The 23,917-nt window shown below is 33.9% G+C and carries 21 protein-coding genes and 1 other annotated feature; of the genes, 5 read left to right on the top strand and 16 right to left on the bottom strand.

What is annotated here, in order from left to right:
* The 8 genes from ABG79_RS01995 to ABG79_RS02030 form a co-directional block, all read right to left on the bottom strand.
* Entirely contained in the window at positions 1-1,443 is a 1,443-nt protein-coding gene (locus ABG79_RS01995) for an NAD(P)/FAD-dependent oxidoreductase (protein ID WP_057976602.1), read from the bottom strand.
* A gap of 94 nt (positions 1,444-1,537) precedes the next feature.
* Complete coding sequence (gene glpK, locus ABG79_RS02000) at positions 1,538-3,031, bottom strand: glycerol kinase GlpK (RefSeq protein ID WP_057976604.1); 1,494 nt, start codon at positions 3,029-3,031, stop codon at positions 1,538-1,540.
* 17 nt (positions 3,032-3,048) lie between these two features.
* Positions 3,049-3,753, bottom strand: a complete 705-nt coding sequence (locus tag ABG79_RS02005) for an MIP/aquaporin family protein (protein ID WP_057976606.1) — start codon at positions 3,751-3,753, stop codon at positions 3,049-3,051.
* A 300-nt stretch (positions 3,754-4,053) separates the two neighbouring features.
* Positions 4,054-5,265, bottom strand: coding sequence for a DUF438 domain-containing protein (locus tag ABG79_RS02010; protein WP_057976608.1), 1,212 nt, complete (start codon positions 5,263-5,265; stop codon positions 4,054-4,056).
* Between the two features lie 132 nt (positions 5,266-5,397).
* On the bottom strand, positions 5,398-6,897 hold the full coding sequence (locus ABG79_RS02015) for a carboxypeptidase M32 (protein ID WP_057976610.1): 1,500 nt from the start codon (positions 6,895-6,897) through the stop codon (positions 5,398-5,400).
* A gap of 295 nt (positions 6,898-7,192) precedes the next feature.
* Complete coding sequence (locus ABG79_RS02020) at positions 7,193-7,531, bottom strand: cupin domain-containing protein (RefSeq protein WP_057976612.1); 339 nt, start codon at positions 7,529-7,531, stop codon at positions 7,193-7,195.
* An 11-nt stretch (positions 7,532-7,542) separates the two neighbouring features.
* Positions 7,543-7,767, bottom strand: a complete 225-nt coding sequence (locus tag ABG79_RS02025) for a DUF1858 domain-containing protein (RefSeq protein ID WP_057976615.1) — start codon at positions 7,765-7,767, stop codon at positions 7,543-7,545.
* Between the two features lie 91 nt (positions 7,768-7,858).
* A complete protein-coding gene (locus tag ABG79_RS02030) occupies positions 7,859-9,214 on the bottom strand; it encodes a sodium-dependent transporter (RefSeq protein WP_057976617.1) in 1,356 nt (451 codons plus the stop codon).
* Positions 9,215-9,252: 38 nt separating this feature from the next.
* Positions 9,253-9,481, bottom strand: a binding site (T-box leader).
* A 135-nt stretch (positions 9,482-9,616) separates the two neighbouring features.
* Here ABG79_RS02030 and ABG79_RS02035 point away from each other — a divergent pair.
* Positions 9,617-10,756: a glycerate kinase gene (locus ABG79_RS02035; protein ID WP_057976619.1), complete on the top strand. Its 1,140-nt coding sequence runs from the start codon at positions 9,617-9,619 to the stop codon at positions 10,754-10,756.
* Between the two features lie 15 nt (positions 10,757-10,771).
* Here the strand turns inward: ABG79_RS02035 and asnB are convergent, their stop codons facing one another.
* Complete coding sequence (gene asnB, locus ABG79_RS02040) at positions 10,772-12,616, bottom strand: asparagine synthase (glutamine-hydrolyzing) (protein ID WP_057976621.1); 1,845 nt, start codon at positions 12,614-12,616, stop codon at positions 10,772-10,774.
* A gap of 77 nt (positions 12,617-12,693) precedes the next feature.
* Positions 12,694-13,323 carry a pyrophosphatase PpaX gene (ppaX, locus tag ABG79_RS02045; RefSeq protein WP_057976623.1) on the bottom strand — a complete coding sequence of 210 codons (630 nt, stop codon included), beginning with the start codon at positions 13,321-13,323 and terminating at the stop codon, positions 12,694-12,696.
* A 144-nt stretch (positions 13,324-13,467) separates the two neighbouring features.
* Between ppaX and ABG79_RS02050 the strand changes: the two genes are divergently transcribed.
* The gene (locus ABG79_RS02050; RefSeq protein ID WP_057976625.1) at positions 13,468-14,337 is read left to right on the top strand and encodes a hypothetical protein; all 870 of its coding nucleotides are present in this window, start codon (positions 13,468-13,470) and stop codon (positions 14,335-14,337) included.
* Positions 14,338-14,430: 93 nt separating this feature from the next.
* On the opposite strand, the gene ABG79_RS02055 is transcribed toward ABG79_RS02050, so the two are convergent.
* The 6 genes from ABG79_RS02055 to ABG79_RS02080 all read right to left on the bottom strand — a co-directional run bounded on the left by ABG79_RS02055 (position 14,431) and on the right by ABG79_RS02080 (position 21,148).
* On the bottom strand, positions 14,431-15,267 hold the full coding sequence (locus ABG79_RS02055) for a carbohydrate ABC transporter permease (RefSeq protein WP_057976627.1): 837 nt from the start codon (positions 15,265-15,267) through the stop codon (positions 14,431-14,433).
* 1 nt (position 15,268) lies between these two features.
* Complete coding sequence (locus ABG79_RS02060; protein WP_057976628.1) at positions 15,269-16,162, bottom strand: carbohydrate ABC transporter permease; 894 nt, start codon at positions 16,160-16,162, stop codon at positions 15,269-15,271.
* A gap of 61 nt (positions 16,163-16,223) precedes the next feature.
* Positions 16,224-17,564, bottom strand: a complete 1,341-nt coding sequence (locus ABG79_RS02065; protein WP_057976630.1) for an ABC transporter substrate-binding protein — start codon at positions 17,562-17,564, stop codon at positions 16,224-16,226.
* A 21-nt stretch (positions 17,565-17,585) separates the two neighbouring features.
* Positions 17,586-18,383, bottom strand: coding sequence for a sugar phosphate isomerase/epimerase family protein (locus ABG79_RS02070; protein ID WP_057976632.1), 798 nt, complete (start codon positions 18,381-18,383; stop codon positions 17,586-17,588).
* Positions 18,384-18,395: 12 nt separating this feature from the next.
* Positions 18,396-19,433, bottom strand: a complete 1,038-nt coding sequence (locus tag ABG79_RS02075; RefSeq protein WP_057976634.1) for a zinc-binding dehydrogenase — start codon at positions 19,431-19,433, stop codon at positions 18,396-18,398.
* 11 nt (positions 19,434-19,444) lie between these two features.
* Positions 19,445-21,148, bottom strand: coding sequence for a sugar phosphorylase (locus tag ABG79_RS02080; protein WP_057976635.1), 1,704 nt, complete (start codon positions 21,146-21,148; stop codon positions 19,445-19,447).
* A gap of 248 nt (positions 21,149-21,396) precedes the next feature.
* On the opposite strand from ABG79_RS02080, the gene ABG79_RS02085 reads away from it, so the two are divergent.
* From ABG79_RS02085 to ABG79_RS02095, 3 genes are read left to right on the top strand one after another with little or no spacing between them, the layout of a single operon-like run.
* Complete coding sequence (locus ABG79_RS02085; protein ID WP_057976637.1) at positions 21,397-22,410, top strand: LacI family DNA-binding transcriptional regulator; 1,014 nt, start codon at positions 21,397-21,399, stop codon at positions 22,408-22,410.
* A gap of 14 nt (positions 22,411-22,424) precedes the next feature.
* Entirely contained in the window at positions 22,425-23,507 is a 1,083-nt protein-coding gene (locus ABG79_RS02090) for a Gfo/Idh/MocA family protein (RefSeq protein WP_057976638.1), read from the top strand.
* Positions 23,508-23,539: 32 nt separating this feature from the next.
* Positions 23,540-23,872, top strand: coding sequence for a DUF2442 domain-containing protein (locus ABG79_RS02095; protein ID WP_057976641.1), 333 nt, complete (start codon positions 23,540-23,542; stop codon positions 23,870-23,872).
* Positions 23,873-23,917 lie beyond the last annotated feature (45 nt).

Consider the following 23,917-nt stretch of genomic DNA (forward strand, 5'->3'; position numbering starts at 1 on the left):
TCATTGCACCTCGCTTTTCGTAGGTCCAGTTAAAATATATGAACCCTCATGGTCTTTTTCAATTTCCGTCATTTCAACTCCAAGTTCCCGAGCAAGAATTTCAATAACCCTTGGGCTGCAAAATCCTCCCTGGCATCTTCCCATTCCTGCCCTAACTCTTCTCTTTACGGCATCAACTGTTCTAGCCCCAACATTTCTGTGAATTGCTGAAACTATTTCTCCTTCTGTTATGCTCTCGCATCTGCAGATAATCTTCCCAAACCTTTTGTCTTTTTTAACTAGCTCATTTTTTTCATCTTCAGATAACTCAATGAATTTAGGAATAGCTCTTCTATATGGATTAAAATTCTCCTTCTTTTCAATCTTTTTAGCAATATTTTTCAAAATATCGATAACATATAGTGAAATTGCAGGAGCCGAAGATAACCCTGGAGATTCTATTCCAGCGACATTAATAAACCCCTTTGCGTCCACTGCTTCTTCAATAATAAAATCATCCCTTTCTGTCCTCGCCCTAAGACCTGCAAAATTAGTTATCGCCATATTTAATGGAAGCGTTTTAACTGACCTTCTAGCAACTTCTACAATAAAATTAAGCCCTTCAGACGTTGTATTTAGTGCAGTTTTATCGATCAAATCCTCTGCATCCGGTCCTATTAATAAATTTCCATGAACTGTGGGAGTTACTAAGACTCCTTTTCCAAGCTTTGATGGGCATTGAAAAATCACATACTTAACTAAATTTCCTACAGTTTTATCAAGCAAATAATATTGACCTCTTCTTGGAATTATCTCCATTTTATTATTAGAAACCATATTGTTTATTTTATCAGCATATAGCCCTGCGCAATTCACAACATACTTTGTATCGTATGTATCCTTATTAGTAATAATTCTGTATCCAAAATCCTTCTTCTCTATATCAACAACCTCGTTGCTAAGAAAAATATTTACCCCATTTTCAACAGCATTTTCCGCAAGAGCAATTGTAAATTCCCATGGCCCGATTATACCTCCAGTCTTTGCGTATAATGCCCCTTTAATATTATCTGAAATATTAGGGTCCATTTCCAAAACTTTTTCTTTGCTCAAAATATACAATTCAGGAACACCATTTTGAATTCCCTGCTCATACAGCTTACCCAATGTTTTCATTTCGTCATCATCAAATGCTAAAACGAGAGAGCCCACTCTTTTAAATGGAACCTCCAATTCCCTGCAAAGTTCATCAAACATCAAGTTGCCTTTTGCATTTAACTTTCCCTTCAAAGTTCCAGGTTTGGCATCATAACCTGCGTGTATTATCGCACTATTTGCTTTTGTTGTTACATTTCCTACATCGTTCTCCTTTTCGATAAGCGCAACATTTAAATTATACTTTGACAATTCCCTTGCAATACTGCACCCTATAACTCCCGCACCTATAATTGCAACATCAAACATTTTATTCCCCCCTTAGGCACAAAACTTAATCTTAAGTGCCTGGCACCTTAAAATCCCCCCAGATTCGAAGTTGAACCTGGGGGTTTTGAACTTGTTATTCATTTTCCCATTTTAACGCTCTGCTAACTGCCTTCTTCCATCCAGCATATTTAGATTCTTTTAATTCTTCATCCATGCTTGGATTGAATACAACGTCAACATTCCACTTCTTTGCAATTTCTTCTTTACCATTCCAGTATCCAACAGCCAACCCTGCAAGATATGCTGCTCCAAGAGCAGTTGTTTCAGTTATAACTGGTCTTGCAACGTTAACACCAAGTATATCTGACTGGAATTGCATTAAGAAATTATTTGCAACGGCTCCGCCGTCAACCTTTAATTCTTCTAGCTTAATCTTTGAGTCCTCCTGCATTGCCTCTAATACGTCTCTTGTTTGGAATGCAATGGATTCAAGAGTTGCCCTAACTAAATGAGCTCTGTTTGCACCTCTTGTTAAGCCTAAAACTGCTCCTCTTGCATACATATCCCAATATGGTGCTCCCATTCCAACAAACGCAGGAACAACATAAACACCATTTGAATCCGGGACGCTTGTTGCCAATTCTTCTGACTTTGCTGCCGTTTCAATAACCTTTAACTCGTCCCTTAGCCATTGAACTGATGCGCCAGCTATAAAAATACTTCCCTCAAGAGCATATTCAACCTTTCCATCAAGTCCCCATGCGATAGTTGTTAAAAGCCCGTTATTTGAATGAACAAGCTTTTCTCCTGTATTCATCAACATAAAGCATCCTGTTCCATAGGTATTCTTTGCCATACCTGGTTTAAAGCATGCCTGGCCAAACAATGCAGCCTGCTGGTCTCCTGCAGCACCAGCTATTGGAATTTCTACTCCAAATACTTCCTTAGCTGTATATCCATAAACATAGCTTGATGGAAGTGCCTTTGGAAGCATCGATTCTGGAACGTTTAATTCTGATAAAATTTCTTTATCCCATTCAAGAGTATTTATATTGAAAAGCATTGTTCTTGATGCGTTTGAATAATCAGTTACATGAACCTTTCCTCCACTAAGGTTCCAAATAAGCCATGTATCTATATTTCCAAATAAAATTTCTCCATTTTCTGCTCTTTCTCTGACTCCTTCAACATTGTCAAGTATCCATTTAACCTTTGTTCCTGAGAAATATGCATCTATAACAAGTCCAGTTTTTTCTCTGATTGAATCTGCAAGTCCCTTTGCCTTTAATTCGTCGCAAATAGGAGCAGTTCTTCTGCACTGCCAAACAATTGCATTGTAAACTGGCTTTCCAGTTGTCTTATCCCAAACAACTGTGGTTTCTCTTTGATTTGTAATTCCTATTGCAGCTATCTGTTCTGGTTTGATGCCTGTCTTATCCAAAACTTCTCTTGCAACGCCTATTTGGCTTTCCCAAATTTCAAGTGGGTCGTGTTCAACCCAGCCTGGTTTTGGATAAATTTGAGTAAATTCCTTCTGCGCAACACCAACTATCTTACCATCATTGTTGAAAACGATGGCTCTTGAGCTTGTTGTTCCCTGGTCTAAAGCCAATATAAATTTTTCCATTTTTATCCCCCTCTATATTAGAAAAGTGTGATATAAGTGAAAGCAGCTATCAAGCCACCTACTATAGGTCCTAATACTGGAATCCATGAATATCCCCAGTCTGAGTCTCCCTTTCCTGGTATTGGAAGCAATGCGTGAGCTATACGTGGTCCTAAGTCTCTTGCAGGGTTAATAGCGTAACCTGTAGGTCCGCCAAGTGAAATACCAATGCTTATAATTAAAGTTCCAACTATGAATGGGTTTAAACCATCAGCGAATTTGTTTGCTCCAATAGCAAGTATTCCAAATACTAATACAAATGTTCCAATTATTTCACTCAAAAGGTTTGCCCATGTGCTTCTAATTGCTGGTCCTGTTGAAAATACTGCAAGTTTTGCTCCCTTATCTTCAGTTGCTTCCCAATGTTTATAGTAATGCAGCCATACAAGCACAGCACCCAAAAATGCTCCTACCATCTGAGCAACTATATAACCTGGAACCTGCGACCATTCAAACCTGCCAATTGAAGCAAGAGCAATTGTAACTGCAGGATTTAAGTGAGCACCGCTAATTGCTCCTACTGCATAAACTGCCATCGCAACTGCAAGACCCCAGCCAACTGTTATAACAATCCATCCGCTGTTTTGTGATTTTGATTTGTTTAATACTACGCCTGCTACAACACCATCACCAAGTAAAATGAGTAGCATTGTTCCTAAAACTTCACCTAAGAATGGTGACATAAATAATACCCCCCTAAAATATTTTTTGGACTTTAAATAGCTAGTCCTATGTAAAAAGTTTCACCTCCTTTTTTCTTTCTGTTACATTTATATGATTTAAAAATACTAATATTCTATAAGCTAAAAATTTAATTATTTAAAAAAGAATAAAAAAGCATATAAAAAAACCCAATGGTATGATTTTATATGGGAACTCTCTTTAAAATAAGTTAAATGAGCAAATTCCCATCAAATCATCCATCGGGCTTCTTGTCCTAATTGTCAAACAAATCAAGAAGTCAAGAAATCAAGTGAATGTCACTAATTTAATATTCTTTTTTCGCCTTCAAGTTCTTTTATAGGTTTAATATTCTGTGTAACCTCCAATGTCCCTAAGTATTCCCCATTTTCGTCTCTTACTGCAAAGTATCTAATATATACATACATCTTGCCCATATTTATCCAAAAATCTTCGTGGTCCTTTCTACCTTCTTTGAAATCGCTGAGCATCTTGTTTACTATATGAACGCTTGCAGGAGGATGGCAGTTTTGAACTGTTCTTCCGATAACAGCCTTTGTTCTAGCAAAAATTCTTTCTTTACCCTGTGAGAAGTATTTTACAACATCGTCTTTGTCGATGAATGTTATATCGAATGGCAGTGTGTTTAAAATGGTTGATAGTTCTTTAATCGAAAGTATTCCTGTATCAAACTTAACATATCCCTTTTGAATATCTTCCTTTTCGGCTTTTTCTACATTAACTCTTTCAGGAACCCATTTTGCGATAGGTTCAACAAGGCAAAATCCTATTTCATCCGACTCTTCCATTATATTAACCCATTCATCTTCAGTAAACGTGTCAACAGTCATTGGGAACAATATATTTTCCTCTTTGAATATCATCTCATCAACCTTTGTCATCATCTCATCTATTTTGGCCACTACTTCATCTTTGTTTCCTTCATAGTTAACGAGCATCCTCTTGCTTTCTTTGATAAGTCCTCTTATTTCATCATCTACTCCCCACATAACCTTTGGAGGGGCAGTGATTCCGTATTTTTCAAGATACGGAAAAATCAAATTTTCTTTTCTTAAGTAATGTTTATCTATATCCCATAGTTCATTTATAAGTGTAACTAGACTTAGCGCATTTTCGTTCGAATCATTTCGCTTAAAGTTTTCAACTTCAACTCTTATTTTATCCAGCACCTTTTCAATGGCTCTGTTTTCATTAAAAAATGTGTTAACCGGATGTCCTGGGATGTCCTTAGGGTCATTAGGTTTGTGAATCTCTTCAATTGTTCCCTTAAAAATTGCTGCATGAACATCGCAAAGCCTCTGAACTTCTGTTACTGGCATTCCTTCCATTATAAGAGCCTGTTCCATTTCTGAAATTTCAGTAGCTGCCACACCACTAAAAATCTTTTCAAATTTAGCCTTTACTTCTTCAAATGGTTTGCCATCGTGAAGTTCCATTATAAGCTCCTTTAAAACCTTCTGTCTATATTCTCTGTTGTTTATCATTTCACTCATGTTTATCCTTCCCTTCATTTTCTTTATGGTTTTATTATAACTATAATTTAGCATCAAATATGTAACATATGTCACAAACTCAATTTTTCACAAAAAGCCAATATCCTATAAAAAGAATATTGGCTAAATCTTCTACTTCAGCTTTTCTTCAACTATTTTTTCACACCTTTTTATAAAATATTCAGGATTAAGTTTTTCACCAGAAACTTTTTCAATTAATTCAGATGGAGTGTATATTGAACCGTGTTTGTGAATATTATCGCTCAACCAATTTTTAATGCTCAAAAAATCTCCATTTTCTATTCTTTCATAGAAGTCCGGCATCTGTTTTAGCATAGTGTTTAATATCTGGGCACCGTAAATATTACCAAGAGCATATGATGGAAAATATCCAATTGAACCTCCTGACCAGTGAACATCTTGAAGTATTCCTTCTGAATTATTTGATGGCTCTACTCCTAAATAGTCCTTATACTTCTTGTTCCAAATAGAAGGTAATTCATCTACATCAACATCTTCATCTATCATCATCTTTTCCATCTCGTATCTAATTATTATATGAAGGCTGTATGTTATCTCATCAGCGTCTACTCTTATAAGGGACGGTTTAATGGAGTTTACGGCCTGATAGATTTCATCGACAGAAAGTTTTTTTAATGATGGGAATAAAGTGCTTATATCAGGATAAACGTGCTTCCAAAATTCCCTTGACCTTCCTATTATATTTTCATAAAATCTTGACTGGGATTCGTGTATTCCCATCGATGCTCCAGTCATTAACATGGTTCCTCTTAAATCCCTAGAGATATTCTGCTCATAGATTGCATGTCCCATTTCGTGTATGTTGGATAGCAATCCTGATATGAAGTTTTCTTCATCATATCTTGTTGTTATTCTGATATCAGAAGGTCCAAGCTCAATTGTAAATGGATGAGCACTTGTGTCTATTCTTCCTGATTCTAAATCATAACCTAGTTTTTTAGCGATTATCTTTGCAAATTGATTTTGTGCTTCTACTGGATATTTACCCTTTAATATATGGTCCTTCGGTTTGTCCCCTCTTTCGTTGAGCTTTTTAATTAAATTAATCAAAACTTCCTTTAAAGGATTAAATATCCTATCAAGCTCCTCTTCTGTCATTCCCATCTCATAATCATCTAAAAGTGCATCATATCTTTTATTTTTATATCCATAAATATCTGCAAACTGCTTGTTGTAATCAATTATCTGTTTCAAATATGGCTTAAATAAACCATAATCATTTTTTGCCTTTGCCTCTTCCCAAACGCTCTCAGCAACTGAAATAAGGTTAACAAAGTCTGTATACATCTTTTCTGGAATCTTAACCGTTTTATCATATTCCTTCTTAATCTTTCTTACAGTAGCCTTTGTTATATCATCCAAATCATCTATCGGTAAAAAATAATCAATAAATTCTTTTACTTTTTCTGAAGTAGTCATTTTGTAAAGCTCGCCGGCAAGATATCCTGAAACCTCTCCTCTAAAGTTTACAGCTTTGGGTGGCATATTAACTCTCATATCCCAATGAACTAATCCAAGTAAACTTTGAACATATTCCATCCTGGATATATATTCCTTCATCTCTTGCTTTTTTAATTCAATTTCTGACATACAAAACTCCCCCTAAAAAATAATGCCTTATACTTATTATGAATGTAAAATTTTTCTTAGTCAAGAAATTATATGAAATATAAGCTGTTTGAATTCATGATTTGATATAGCAATATAAAATAGTTTTGAGGTTAAAATAATATAACCCCATGAAGTTTATAAATGAACTTCAACTTTACTAAAGTATTGTCCATCAATAAACTTCCTGAGGCTATAATGTTTAAACTTTCATAGGCTAGCTGTTTGTCCTAATTGCCAAACAAATCAAGAAGTCAAGAAATCAAGTGAATGTCACCTATTGAAAAATTACTATCAGCATCATTTTGAATCTTTCCTTTGCAAGGAGTGCATGTGGAATATTAGCTGACATAACAATTGTCTCGCCCTTTTTAACATCAAACTTTTCGTCCCCAATTGTTATTTCTGCAAGACCATCTAAAATATATACAAGTGCGTCTCCAGGTGCTGAGTGAGCTGATATTTCCTCTCCCTTGTCAAATGCAAATAATGTCACGCTATGGGCTTTGCTCTGTGCAAGCGTTTTGCTAACAACTGTCCCTTCCTGATACTGAACAAGATTTTCCATTACAAGTATTGTTTTATGGTCGATGTTTTTAATAAATTGTCCGCTCATAAAATCGCCTCCTAATCTTTTATTTCAAAGCCTTTGCTTTTAAATGTTTCTTTTATTTTGTCTAAATCAATTCCCCTCATAAGCGCACCCTTTGGAATTGTCATAACTCTTCCAACTGTATTAATCATCCCAGGCTTTACTATCTCATTAAAGCCCAGCTCCTTCATTATGTCTAAAACCTCTGGATGCTCTTCTACGATTTCCTTTAAGGATTTTTTTAAATCCAATACCTTCATAAAATCACCACTTTTCTATTTGATGATTTTATTATACCACTTATTATGGATAATAATGTAATTTATATCACATAAGTAAGCTGGCAATGAATTATTTTATTATTCCAACAGAGGCTAAAAATATTATAATAACTAGGGCTGGAGTTATATATCTTAAAATAAATAAATATACCTTTGCATAGTTTTTGTTTTTTAATAAATTTTTATTTGATAATTCATCTTCAATCATGTCTCTATTTACAAAATAACCAACAAAAATTGTTATTAATAATCCTCCAATGGGCAGCAAAATATTTGATGATAGGTAATCGAATAAATCAAAAAATGTTTTTCCATAAATCTTTATACTATTAAGCACATTTCCTTCTATTGAAAGCCCTGCAAGACTTCCTATCGATGCTATTATAATTGTCGTTAATAAAACAGCTGCTTTTCTATTTATATTTCTTTTTTCAACTATATAAGCTACAGGAACTTCCACTATTGAAATCATTGCAGTAGTTGCAGCAATTGAGGTCAATAGGAAAAACATAAAGAGCAAAACTTCTCCAAATGGTATTTTGGAAAATATCAAAGGAACAGTTATAAAAAGCAGCCCCGGTCCATAACCTATCTCCATATTAAAGGAAAATACAGCTGGAAATATGGCAAGCCCTGCAAGCAAGGATACAATAGTATCTGAAACTGCTACCTTAAATGATGTTGAAATCATGTCAGTATCTTCTGTAAAATAACTTGAATAGGTTATCATAGTTCCAATACCAAGGCTTAATTTAAAAAAAGCAAGTCCAAGAGCAGTTAAAAGGCTTTGCAATTTAACCTTTGAAATATCTATTGCAAACAAAAACTTTACCCCTTCAATGCCATTATTCAGAGTTAACGCTCTGATATCACAAATTAAAATCAATATAAATAGAATAGGCATTAATATTTTCGTAGCTCTTTCAATACCTTTCTTAACTCCAAAAATCAATATTGCTGAAACTATCGAAAGCGCAAATATTTGCCATAATATTACGCTTAATGGATTTGTAATAGTATTTATAAATATGTTTCGTGAATCATCTATAGTAATATTTTTAAACTGTCCTAATAAAGCTTTAAATGTGTAGGAATATACCCATCCAGCTACAGCACTGTAGAAGAACATAATTAAAAGTGCAGCTATTATTCCCATGTAACCGATTATATTCCACCTTTTACCCTTTAACTTTTCAAATGCCGTAACTGCGTTTGTTCTTGTTCTTCTTCCTATGAAAAATTCACTAATCATTATTGGAATCCCAACAAACAGAACACAGATTAAATAGATTAATAGAAAGCCACCTCCTCCGTTCATCCCTGTTATATAAGGGAATTTCCATATATTGCCCAGCCCTATAGCTGACCCTAATGTTGCCAAAAATACTGCAAGCCCCGATGAAAATCTTTCTCTTTTCATAAACATAACCTCCCTTTAAAAATATAAAAGGCACTTAACCCTTAAATTAGGGCGAAGTGCCTTCGCGGTGCCACCTAAATTGAGCATAAAAACTCATCTTTTTCGGATGCCATCACATCCTATCCCTGTAACGTGGGAAATACGGCTCGGGCTACTAAATTTCGCCCTGCATCTTGTGACCCCATTCAGCATACTGAATCGTATTGGGCTTACACCATCCCCAACTCGCTGACACTATCAAATATGCCTACTTCTCTCACGCATCGATTTTATATATTTAGAATAATATTAATGAAGTTTTTATAATATGTCAATATCAATTTTCAAAATTTTTTCATTTTATTTTTTGTATATTTTATTTAAAATATTACTGTAGGTTTTTATAAAATATAAAATGGTGGTGGTTTTATGCATATATTAATAGCTCCTGACAAATTCAAAGGAAGTTTATCTGCCTTACAAGTTGCAGAAAACATTGAAAAAGGAATCCTGAAGATTTTTCCATCTGCTAAAATTGAAAAAATACCTATGGCTGATGGAGGTGAAGGAACTGTAGAATCATTAATCGATGCTACAGGTGGCAAAATAATAAAAACAATTGTTAAAGACCCTTTAATGCGTGATATTGAAAGCTTTTATGGAATTTTAGGAGATGATAAGACAGCAGTTATAGAGATGTCAGCTGCTTCTGGATTATATCTTTTAAATAAAGATGAAAGAAATCCTTTGTTAACAACAACATATGGGACAGGTCAGCTTATTAAAGATGCTCTTGATAAAGGATGCAGAAAATTCATTATTGGTATTGGTGGAAGTGCTACAAACGATGGCGGCGTTGGTATGGCGATGGCTCTTGGGGTTAAATTTTATGATGTATTTAATCAAGAAATTGAGTTTGGTGGCAAGGAACTTATAAAAATACATTATATTGACGATACTCTCATTGATGAAAGGATTAAAGAAAGTGAATTCATCATCGCCTGCGATGTAACCAATCCATTGGTAGGTGAAAATGGAGCTTCAAAAGTTTTTGGCCCTCAAAAGGGAGCCACAAATGAAATGATAAAAATGCTGGATTTAGGATTAGAACACTATGGAGCTTTATTAGAAAAAAAATATAATAAAAGAATTATCAATGTCCCAGGTTCAGGAGCTGCAGGCGGTCTTGGTGCAGGCCTTTTGGCCTTTTTAAATGCGAAGCTTAAAAGCGGAGTTGAAATAGTTATGGAAACGCTAAAGCTTGAAGAGAAAATAAAACAATGTGATATAGTAATCTCAGGTGAAGGTAAAATTGATTATCAAACAGAATTTGGCAAAACAATCTCTGGTGTTGCAAGGTTATGCCAAAAACACAGTAAACCTCTAATTGTAATTGCAGGGACAGCTGAAGATTCAGAAAATCTTTATGAAATGGGAATTAGCAGTATATTTTCGATAGTGGATAAGCCAATGTCTCTTGATGAGGCAATCGCTTCAGCACCTATACTTATAAGCAAAACTACAGAAAAAATATTTAGGTTGATTAAAGCCTTTAATAAGGCACTCTAAATTTGAGTGCCTTATCTATACTTCAAACTTTACATCATAAATTTTTATCCATTCATTTATTTGTAGCAGATAGGCTGCAATTTGTGGACCTGTCATTAACTGTCCAAACCAAGTTTTGTTGTAATTTTCATCTTTTTTATCAAGGAAATCAAATACGTTTACTCTTTCAATAATTGAGTTTAATGGCTCATTTTTACTATTTAATACTTTTCTCAATCTTTCTACTACTATCTTTTCATACAAAGGATTATGAACTTTAGGATAAGGGGACTTTTTCCTGTTTATTATCTCCTGTGGCAAGATTCCTTCAAGTGCCTTCCTTAAAAGGCCCTTTTCTCTTCCACCATAAAACTTAAAGTCTGTAGGAACATTGTATAAATACTCTACAATTCTGTAATCAGCAAAAGGAACTCTTACCTCAAGACTATTATACATACTCATCCTGTCTTTTCTGTTTAAAAGAGTCAGCATAAACCATTTAATATTTAAATAAAATAGCTCCCTCATCCTTTTTTGAATTTTATTATCTTCGTCTAATATCTCTACCTTATTTATTGTTTCATCATAGTTCTTTTTAACTATTTCATCAAGATTTATTTTTTTCAAAAGCTCTTGTTTTATAAAATATTTTCTTAAATCCAGCGATTTCATCCATGGAAATGAATCAAACCATATGTCCTCATTTCTAATATACCACGGATAACCTCCAAATATTTCATCTGCACATTCACCAGATAATGCAACTGTTGCATCTTTCTTTATTTCTTTAGTAAAAATTTGCAGTGACGAATCAATATCAGCCATACCAGGCAGGTCATTTGCAATTAGTGAATCAAACAAATTAGATGCCAGTTCTGAGCTATCGATAATTACATTCTTATGTTTACTATTTATAAACTTGTTCATTAATTCTATATAAGGAGCATCAGATGAAGGAATAAACTCATTTTTTCTAAAATATTTTTCATTATCAAAATAATCAACTGAATAGGTGTGGAGTTGTTTTCCTGAGTTTTTATATTCCATAGCCGCAACTGCTGCAATTGCACTTGAGTCTAATCCACCAGATAAAAAAGAACATACTGGAACATCTGATACAAGCTGTCTATTTATAGCATCTAGAACTAAAAATCTTACATTTTCGATTGTCTCATCTAGGGACTGTTTATGATGCTCGGCCCTTGGTTTCCAATATTCAACAAGTCTTGCCCCATTTTTGTTAAACACCAAATAATTTGCAGGTGGAACTTCTTTGATATCTCTAAATATTCCACTTCCAAGTGGTCTTGAAGGTCCTAATGCCATAAGCTCCCCTAATCCATTCAAATCTACTATAGAAGTTACCTCCGGATGCTTTAAAACTGTTTTTATTTCCGAACCAAATATTAAGGCATTATCTTTTATTGAATAAAATAAAGGTTTCACTCCTAGATGATCCCTACAAAGAAATACTTGTTTTTCATTTTCATCCCAAATAGCAAACGCAAAAATACCATTCAAAAATTTTACGCATTCTTCCTTCCAATGGATATAGCTCATCAATAGCACTTCAGTATCAGAATAGGATTCAAATACATAGTCATAAGATTTAAGAATTTTTCTTAGCTCTTCTGTGTTATATAATTCTCCATTATAAACAATTACATATCTATTGCCATCCTTTTCTCTAATCATAGGTTGCTTTCCACCTGATGGGTCTACTACAACTAATCTTCTGTGACCTAAAAGTGCGTTTTTATTAATATAATATCCTTCATCATCAGGACCTCTACGACTTAAAGTCTTTGTCATTTGCTTTATTACGTCCATTTCACCGGACAGATCTCTCTTAAAATTTAACCAACCCGCTATTCCGCACATATTTTACCTCAAAAAAGAATAATCCACTATTTATAATATTATTATTACAAACAGTGGTTACAAATCAAAATATTAATTTATTGTAATCTCAATATCTCCCTCAAATCCTCAACAACATAATCCGGTTCAAATTTTAATAATTCTTCTAAATCCAACATAGTATATTTTACAATGCAGGTTTTTGCTTCGGCATTTTTGCCGCATAATATATCATAGTGAGAATCACCAACAAACAGCACATCTCTCGGCTCTATGTTCAGCTTTTCGCAGGCCTTTAATATAGGCTCCGGGTTAGGTTTATGCTTATCCGTATCCTCTGGGGTTATTAACACATCGAAATATTTTAGTAGGTCTAATAGCTTTAAGCCTCTTTCGGCCATTATTTTTCTTTTTGATGTAACAATTCCAAGGGGCAATCCTCTTTTTTTAAGCTCTGTCAGAGCATCCCTTGCATAATCCATTTCCTTTACCATGCTGTCGTGATTCATCTCATTGAATTCAATATATGTTTTATACATCTCCTCATATTTATCATTATCATACCTTGAAAGAGTTATTTTTAAAGGTTCACCAAAATATTTTACAATATCCTTTTCTTCAGGGGTAAAATTCAAATGCTTTTTTATAGTATGAGTATAAGATTCAATTATAAGTCTGTTTGTATCAATCAACGTTCCATCCAAATCAAATAAAATTGCTTTAAACAATTACTTCTCCTCCTCAGATAAAATATCAATAACTATTATATCATATTAAGAATTATTTTTCTTAAATCTTAATAAAAGCATTTGCATAATATTTTATAGAATGGTAACATATACATAATTAAATAAATTTAAGGGGATGGTTGCGTGAAATTTAAAAAATCCATAACAATTTTAGTCTTTATCATTGTTTTGCTCTCATCAGTTGCAGCTTTAACTGGTATCTTTTCGGGTAATGGACAAAATGCTTTTGATTTTAAATCTTTGAATGGACATGTAGTTAAGATTTATGGAGATGGACTGTATAAAAATGATTCTGTATCTATAGTATCACAAGGAAAAGCACAGGATATAATAACTATGATACTTGGAATACCTCTTTTAATTTACTCTTTATACTCTTATAGAAAAGGTTATCTAAAAGGTAAGCTTCTTCTTTCTGGAACATTGGGATATTTTTTATACACATACGTTTCCTATACTTTTCTTAGTATGTATAACCGATTCTTTTTAATTTACGTAGCTTTAATGTCATCAAGTCTATTTGCTTTTATTATTTCAATAATGTCAATAGACATAGAAAAATTGCCTTCTCAATTCAATAAAAAACTCCCTGTAAAATTATTGAGCAGCCTAATGTTTTTGATTGCGTTCATACTGGGTATTATGTGGCTTGGATTGACAGTTCCAACGGCTTTAAATGAAACGATTCCACCAGTCCTTGAACACTACACAACCCTTGTAATTCAAGCGATGGATTTAGGCTTTATAGTCCCTGTTTCAATTATTGCTGGGCTATTGCTCCTTAAACAAAAACCATTTGGATATCTACTAACTTCCATAATGATAATCAAAGGTCTTACTATGGGAACTGCTTTAACAGCTATGATAATTGGCCAGATAATGGCTGGAGTTGCAGTTCCACTTCCTGTAATCGTTATCTTTCCGTTTCTAAATATATTTATTGTATATTGCTTATATAAAACACTGAGCAATGTTGTAGAAGCAAGAGCCTGAATTTGCAGCTTATACCTCAAATAAATAATTATTTTAAAGGGCATCCCTCAAAACTTTTAATTTGAGAGTTGCCCTTTAAATATTTTTAGACTATTATTCTTTTACACCACCAGCAACTAAGCCACCTGTTATGAACCTCTCAACGAGCGAGAAAATGATAATAACAGGAACAGCAGTTAGAAACGACGCTGCCATCATTCTTCCCCATACATAGTCTTTGGAACTGAATAGCTGTCTTAATCCTATAGATAACGTCATATTGTCCGGTGTTGATAAAAATATCGATGAAAATAAAAAGTCATTCCAGGCAATCATAAAAACATATGCAAATACTGAAACAATAGCTGGAATTGAAAGGGGGATAACAATTTTATAGATTACCTGGAATCGGCTAAGCCCATCAATCATGGCTGCTTCTTCAAGGGAATCAGGAATTGATTTAAAATAGCTGCTTAACATAAACAATGTGGCTGGCAATGTCGTTACCAGACATGTAATTATAACAGCTAATTTATTATTATAAAGCCCAAGTTTTGAAATAATTCTAAACAAAGGAACAACAAGCAATATACCAGAAAACATATATACAACCAGTGTGCTTTCCTGAATATATTTTTTACCCGGAAAGTCGAGCCTTGCAAGGCTATAGGCACCCATGCTTCCAACTATGACTGCTAACGATGCAGTCGAAAATGCTATCTTGAAGCTGTTCGAAAAATATCTTAAAAATGGAAAGAGCTTTGGATTAAAAATATCTCTAAAGTGCTGAAATGTTATTTCCTTTGGTATTATCTCAGGCGGATAAGCAACTGAAGCTGCTGATGTTTTCAAAGCAGTTGTAACCATAAAATAAAAAGGCATCAAAGTAATTAAAAGAACAATAATTACTAATATATTTAGAAATATGTTAATTAATAACTTCTTTTTCATACTATCTGACCCTCCTTCTTGCAAATACAACGAAGGACATTGAAATAAAGAATAATACAACAGTTATTGCTGCTGCAAGTCCAAAGTCGTTGACTGAAAAGGCAGTTTGATATAAATATACCCCCATAATAGGCACCTGTTTTGTAAGTAGGTATACATCATCAAATTTATAGAAATTCCAAATAGAACGCAGTATAACAAGCGAGCCTACGACAGGCATTATCTCGGGTAAAGTTATAGCAAAAAACTGCCTTACTGCTCCTGCTCCATCAATTTTTGCAGCTTCATATAATGTTTCATCTATAGCCTGCAGGGCTGCAAGTATCATCATAAAACTATAAGGGAACACCCTCCAGACATCATACAAAACAACCAATACAAGCGATAAAATTGGATGGTCAAACCATGGTGGAACTTCTTTAAAAAGATGAATTTTATCAACTGTTATATAGTTAAAAACGCCATATATACCGTTGAACATATACTGCCAAACATAAACTGATGCAATAACTGGTGCAACATATGGCAAAATCACAAGGGAACGCGCAATTCCTCTTCCCTTGAATTTTCTATTCATAAGCAGAGCTACCAAAAGCCCTGTTATTGTCGAAAGTGTTACGGTTAATATCACATACAAAAAGGTTAAAAGCAATGATTTAAAAAATTCCCCATCGCTAAAAAGTGCCGTATAGTTGCCAAGTCCAATAAACTTTGGCTGTTTTCTGGGATTTAGAGCTACCTTGTGAAAGCTCAAATATAAATTGTATAAAACAGGATAAATAATAATTGAGGAAATCAGCAATACGGAAGGTAAAATGAATAGTATCCCCAATCTTGCTTCATTTTTCTTAAATGAACTTTTCCCAAAGCCTACCTTTTTTGATGTCTCCAACATAAATATCCCCTCTACTATCAAAATTTAGCCGATGTCTCTTTGAAACATCGGCTAATATTTATCATTCCTTGCAAATTTCTTCCATAGCCTTTTGAGCCTTTTCAACTTCCTTATCAAGATTAGCATTTTGAACTAATATTGCGTTTAGCGCCTTAGGTATTACTAATTTTGAAGTTATTACTCCCATCTTAGGATGAGATTTTCCATTTTGGAATCCGAGCATTTTTAATTCATTAAATGCTTCAGGAACCTTCGATGATGTTTCTCCAAATGCCTTCAGCAATTCATGTGACTTGTATTGTTCATCGCTTGCAATTTCCTTTAATACTGGATTAGCACCACCAGGTGACATATGCAGCCATGTTATATTGCTTTCCTTCTCAAGCATAAAGCTTATGAATTTCTTAGCAGCTTCCCTTTCTTCCGGTTTTGCCATGTTTGAAATTGCAATAGTCGTAAGCATACCAAATCCAGCGGCAGTCTTTTTCTCAGGAACAGCAAAACCTATTTTATCCGCCATCTTTTGTTCATAAAGAGCTGGCATTATATAAGTAGAGTAAATTGCCATAGCGGCATTTCCTCCAACAAACGCGTCCTTAACCTGAGTTACCCCGTTTGACCCCTTTGGAGAATATTTATAAAGCTCTTTATAGAATTTTATAGCTTCCTTCATCTCTGGTGAATTAAACTTAGGATTACCATTTTCATCAAATAGTTCAGCATTATTTGAAAGTGCTATTTGAGTAAATGTTTGTTCTGTAAAATCTGATTCTTCAGTTGCAAAAACTATACCATATTTTTTCTTTGATGGGTCATGAAGAGCCTTTGCAGCCTTTAAAATATTATCCCATGTTGTTGGAGGTGCAAGTTTCTTCTCCTCGAACAATGCCTTGTTATACCATATTCCAGCTACCCATCCTGATACAGGAACTCCAATGTATTCTGGCTTATCCGGTGCCTGTAATATTTCTAATGCACCTTTAAAGAAGGCATCCTTTCCCTTTGCGTCTATAACTTCAGTGTGAGCTGCAGTATCCAATACGCCTTCCGCATAGAGCAATCTTCCCCAATCTATATTTGATTCCATTAAAACAGGCAATTGTTGTGATGAAATCAATGTTGTAAGCTTGGTCATGTAAGTATCTTCAGGAACTGGAACCTGTTTAACTTCTATGTCTGGATTCTTTGCCATAAAATCGTCAATAATTTTTTGAATAGTAGAAACACGTTCTTCCTCCGGCTGGCTATGCATAAACTCAATAGTCACTTTTTGCTTTGTTTCCTGAGTAGTTTGGGTTTCCTGATTATTTGTTTCAGCAGTTTCCTTCTTGCCGCATCCTGTCAATGCTAAACTAATAACCATAAGTAATGCAATTAGAATGGATATTGACTTTTTAAACATTTAACTCCCCCCTGATTTTTATTATAAAATACTTTTAAGATATGAAATAGACTTTTCTAAAGGTTCCCTCCCTTCGCCGTATAATGCACATTCAATAGATAAAAATCCGTCAAATCCAAACGAGTTAATGAGACCAAGGTATGTCTTAAAATTAATATGTCCAAGACCAGGTTGATGTCTGTTGCTGTCTGAAAGATGATAATACTTTATGTAATCTTTATATTTTGAAATCGTAACTGAAATGTCGGCCTCTTCAATATTCATATGATAAAAATCAGCCATTACCCTTATATATTTGCTTCCTACTAAGTCGATAATCTCAACTGCCTGTTCAACTCTGTTTATCATATGGTCCTCATATCTATTCAGCGGCTCAAACAACAGATACATACCATATTTTTCTGCCGTCTCTGCAATTCTTGATAGTGAATCGACTAAAACCCTCTTATCATCTTCTACGCTCCTTGCAACAGTGTATGGCGGAAGTCTCTTTGTAGCCATACCATATGCCGCCGGTGCAATCAGGCCCACCGCCCCTATTGATGCTAAATTTTCAAGGCTTTTTTTAATTCCATCAACTGCCTCAAGCCTTTTATTGTCGTCAAAATCACCAATCCAGTTCCTGTATCCACCGCATAATGCGCTTACAGGAACTTTTGTCTTATTCATAGCACTTTTTACATCGTCGACAACTTTGCCATCAAAAACATTATCAAAATAAGTTATCTCAACTGCATCAAAACCAATGCTTTTAGCATTTTCGAACATAATATTATAGTCATCAGACATAAGCCATTTACTCTGAATAGCAAATTTCATCTTATCCCTCCATCAGTCAAATTTCAAAACCATCTGCATGCAGTCAGTTCTTGTATCTAACATTTCAAAGGCTTTTTTTGCATCACTAAAATTAAATTCATGCGTTATTAACTTTTTTAGATTTATTTTGTTTTCATGCTGCAGCTCCATAATAGTATGATTTAATCTCAGCCTGTTCCATCTATATGTAAGCTCTGGTGAAACTCCTGAAATTTGCGAACATACAACATTTATTCTATTGTGGTGGAATTCTTCCCCTAAATACAATCCTACTCCTTCTCCTTGGAAAAATCCTGCTGCAACAACTCTTCCTGAATACGCAGTTGCCCTTATAGCTTCGTGCAGTGCCTTAGTAGAGCCTGATATTTCAATTGAAACATCAGCACCTCTGCCCTTTGTAATTTCCTTAATCATTCTTGGAACATCATCATTCTTAGGATTTAATACTACATCAGCCCCTGATTCCTTTGAGAATTTCAATCTCTCATCATCAAGGTCAACTGCAACAACTTTAGCTCCGCTCAATTTTGCAAGCTGGGTAACGATTTGCCCTGGAACACCCTGTCCAAATATAGCAACTGTTTCACCAACGTGTATGTTTGCATCCAGTATCGAGTTAAGAGCAATTGCACCAATATGTGAATATATTCCACAGATTGGTTCTAATCCCTCTATTAGTTTTCTGTCTTTAGCAAAACTCTCCTCTATAATGTGGGTTGATTTATGCCCCCATGTTCCAAATATAATGTCCCCTATTTTAATATCTTTAACCTCTTCTCCAACTTCAATAACCTGTCCAACTTCTTCATAACCCCATGCTTTTAAAGGGTATGAATATGTTGTTGTTTCTGTATTTTCGAATATTCTAAGGTCAGCATTCCATTTCTTGCTCAAATAAGGATTAGAACCCCTATAAGCAGTAAGCTCGGTTCCGGCACTGATTCCTGAATACAAAGTTTTTAATCTTATCTCATTTTGATTAAGTTTCCTCTCATCATACTCTTCAAATCCTACTTCTCTTGGACCAACAAAATTAAGCATTACTCCCATCAATATTCCCCCTATTCATATGCAAGCCATACAAATTCATATGGCTTTAAATTAAGCATTATATATTTATCATTCGTTATTATATCAACCTTATCGCTTAAGCTTTCAAATTCCTTTTTAGTAGCACCAATTTCCTCTATGTCTAATATCAATTTAACCTCTTTTGAAGTAATATTGTTAATCGAAAATACTTTTTGCTTGTCCAATGACCTTATTATGGCAATCACATCGCTGCTGATATCCAATATTTTTTGTTCTGATTTTGGACTAAATGCTTTAGACTTCTTTCTTATATTTAATAATTTTATAAATCCATTGTAAATTCTATTTCTTATATAATCGTTATTTAAATCTTCTACTATTTTTTCTAAGTAGAATTTCTCTCTGTTAATGCTCCTATTCTGGCCTGTTTGAATAACACCTTCACAATAATTTTTGGAGCCTAATATACTGTGGACATATATTCCCGGTATTCCTTGCATGGCTAAAATAATTGAATAAGCATTTAAGAACTTCTTTATTTTGATATCTACATCTTCAGATGCATCGCTTAGGGCATTGAAATATGAAATGTTTAGTTCATATGGACTTTGTCCTCCATCGCTATTGTTTTTATACGAAACCAATCCACCACGCTTTATAGTAGTAAAGACTAATTTATTTATTTCATCTTCGTCAACTATTCCTCTCAATGGATTCAACCCTATACCGTCGTGAGATGCTAAAAAATTGAAATAAGTTGTTTCATCTGAAACTGGCTTAATAGTTTTAGCCCAATTTGTAAAAACTTTAGAATTTTCATTGATAAATGTATACAAAATCAGTGGTGGAAGTGGAAATTGATAAACAAGTTGAGCTTCATTATGTCCGTCTCCAAAGTATGATATATTTTCTTCATGCGGGACATTAGTCTCTGTGATTATTTTAACCTCCGGTGCTACTTTATCTAAAATATCCCTGAAAAGCTGAACGACAGCATGGGTCTGCTCTAAATGAATACATCTTGTCCCAATTTCCTTCCAAAGATATCCTATTGCATCTAATCTAATTAAATCTGCTCCTCTTTCTATGTAAAACAAAAGTATTTTTATCATATTAATCAATACATCAGGGTTTTTGTAGTTTAAATCTATTTGGTCATCACTAAATGTTGTCCAAATATATTTTTTCCCATAAACAGTATCAAATTCGGTAAGCAAAGGCAATGCCCTCGGCCTTACGACCTGACTTAAATCCGTTTCCTTGTCAACTTCTATAAAATAATCTTTATATATAGGATTGCCCTTTAAGTATTCTTGAAACCACATGCTTTTTGATGATATGTGGTTGCATACAAAATCAAACATAAGTTTATATTCTTGAGAAAAGCTTTCTATATCCTCCCAGCTTCCCAAATTATCATCTACCTTTTCGTAATCGATAACCGAAAATCCATCGTCTGACGAATAAGGGTAAAATGGAAGTATATGAATTGTGTTTACAGCTCCTTTTAAATATTCATCGCAAAACATTTTTAAGTTTTTTAAAGGTTTTTGTTCATTACCTCTAAACTGGTCTCCATATGTGATTAAAATTACATCTTCCTCTGAAAAATCTTTAATTCTTTTTTTATTGCCTTTAAAATCAGTTATCAATTCAATAATCCGTGAATAAATTTTATCAATATCGCTGTCGGGATACAAAAGCATTAATTTTTCTTTTATTTTATCCGTCATTCTTATCCCCCTTAAAACTATGAAAACGTTTTTTTGACTCTACAATAATATTAAAATATTTTATTTTATATATCAAACCGTATTTATATGTATTTATGTTTGTTTATTTTAATATTGCTATGTTTTTCTTAATTTTTCTGAATATTTTGCATTTATAGTGAAAATGTTTTCATTATTGATTGTTATAGTAAATATTTTATGATATAATGTAATAAAATTATTCCATTTACACTGATGGGGGAATGTTTATGCCTGTTACTATTAAAGACGTTGCAAAGCTTGCAAACGTTTCTATATCTACTGTATCAAGAGTTATTAATAATGCCAGTAATGTAAACCCTGAAACAAAAAAAGCTGTTTTAGATGCAATAAACAAATTAAATTTTAAACCAAATAGAATCGCACAAAGCTTAGGGGCAAATGCTTTTCCTGCAATAGGAATTGTTTCATCATCAAGGTTTTCTAATGAAGCTTTCTTGCCTTTAATTCTTCAATCCATAGGCGAAGTTGCTGATAGAAAGAATTTTGAAATCGTTTTAACAACAGCAAAGGATGAAAACCAGGAAATTAAGAAGTGCCTTTCTTTAATCGAGAGTAGAATCATTCAGGGAATTATAATTTTAAGTTCAAGGATAAATGACCATTTGATTGAAAAGCTGCATGAGATTAAATTCCCATTTGTTTTGCTCGGAAGGGAGACTAACGATAGAATCGCAGATGAAATATATACTGTAGATACGGATAATTTCACAGATTCAAAAGAAGCAGTTGAATACCTTTTTAAATTAGGCCATAGAAGAATTGGATATATCCACGGTCCGTTAAAATATGTTGTAAGCTACGATAGGTTAAATGGATTTATTGAAGCTCATAAAGAAGCTGCCCTGCCTGTTGATTATACGATAATTCAAGATGGTGGCTACACTATCCAGGAAGCATATAATGCTGCGAAAAAAATATTGAGCTCCCAAACTCCTCCAACAGCAATTTTTGTTAATGATGATTTGAAAGCTGTTGGAGTATATCGTGCAGCATATGAAATGAATTTAACAATTCCAGATGATATTTCTATAATTGGCCACAATAATTACGAAATCTCTCAAATATTAACTCCTCAGCTTACAACAATAGATGTTCCAATAAGGGAACTTGGAATTGTTGCTACTAACAAGCTGTTTGATATTATTTCTGAAAATGAAGTTGAAAAAAGAACTATTTTAAAAACAAAATTTATAGAAAGAAGTTCATGCCGATTAATTTAACAGGGGGAATTTTTATGTCAACAAAACTAAGGGTTGGAATTATAGGTTGTGGGGCAATAGCGTTTAACAAACATCTGCCTGCTCTTAAAAAACTTGATAATGTTGAAATAGCAGCATTTTGCAATAGAAATATTGAAAAGGCACACATTGCTGCAAAGCAGTTTGGAGCTGATAATGCAAAGGTTTATGAAGATTACAGACAACTTTTAGATGATAAAGCCATAGATGTTGTATATGTGTTGACATCTAACAAGACTCATTCAAGTATAACAATAGAAGCGTTATTGTCCGGAAAACATGTTATGTGTGAAAAGCCTATGGCGATTAATTCAAAGGAAGCCGAAGGGATGATTCAAGCCTCTAAAAAGTCTGGAAAAAAGCTTTCGATAGCACTTCAGAATAGATTTAGACCTGATTCACAATATTTGCACAAGTTATGCAGAAACGGAGAGCTTGGAGAAATATACTTTGCTAAGGCTCATGCCCTAAGAAGAAGAGCTGTTCCTGTTTGGGGTGAATTTCTAAACAAGGACATGCAAGGCGGAGGAGCTTTAATAGATATAGGTGTTCATGCTCTTGATTTAACGCTTTGGCTTATGAACAACTACGATGTAAAATATGTAGTTGGAAATGTGTATAATAAAATCAGCCAAAATGCGGATTCCTTCAATGTATGGGGAAGTTGGAAGGAAAAAAGTTTCTCTGTTGAAGAGTCTGGGTTTGGGTATGTAACTATGAAAAATGGAGCGACAATATTTTTAGAGTGCAGCTGGGCACTTAATATTTTGCAGGAAGATGAGGCAAAGGTCACCCTATGTGGAACAAAGGCTGGAGCTGACATGCTTGATGGGGTTAGAATAAATGGAGAAAAATATGGTCAGTTATATACATTAAAGCCTGCGCTTGAAGAAAATTCAGTTAAATTTTACAAAGGTCCTCTAGAAAGTGCAGCAGAAATGGAAACACGCCTATTTATAGATTCTATCATAAACGACAAGGAACCCTATGTAAAACCTGAAGAGGTTCTTGTTGTTACAAAAATTATAGATGCTATTTACGAATCATCAAGGACCGGAAAACCGGTGTATTTTGAATAAACCTCTTAAATGATTTTAAGGAGGAGTGAGATATGAATTCATATCGCCTTCCAAAAGAAGTAGAGAAATATTACGAAGAAGGAACGAAAAAAATAATCAACGTTTTAGCTACCGATGATTATTCTCTTATAATAACCTTTGATAATAACGAGAAAAGAATATTTAATATGAGTGACAAACTTTATGGAGTATTTGAGTTTTTGAGAGATATAAATAACTTCAAACGTGTATTCATTGATGAATCAGGAAATATTGCTTGGGATAAAAATCCTAATTTAGATTCTTCTGTTAACTGGAACAACAGAATTGATATTTGCAATGATTCTATATATATTCACTCAAAACCAATTAATAGTGAAGACTAAACAAAAAAGCACGCACATGAATTAGTTAACTAATTCATGTGCGTG

Origin of the sequence: Caloramator mitchellensis (assembly GCF_001440545.1) — a bacterium.
Taxonomy (GTDB): domain Bacteria; phylum Bacillota; class Clostridia; order Clostridiales; family Caloramatoraceae; genus Caloramator; species Caloramator mitchellensis.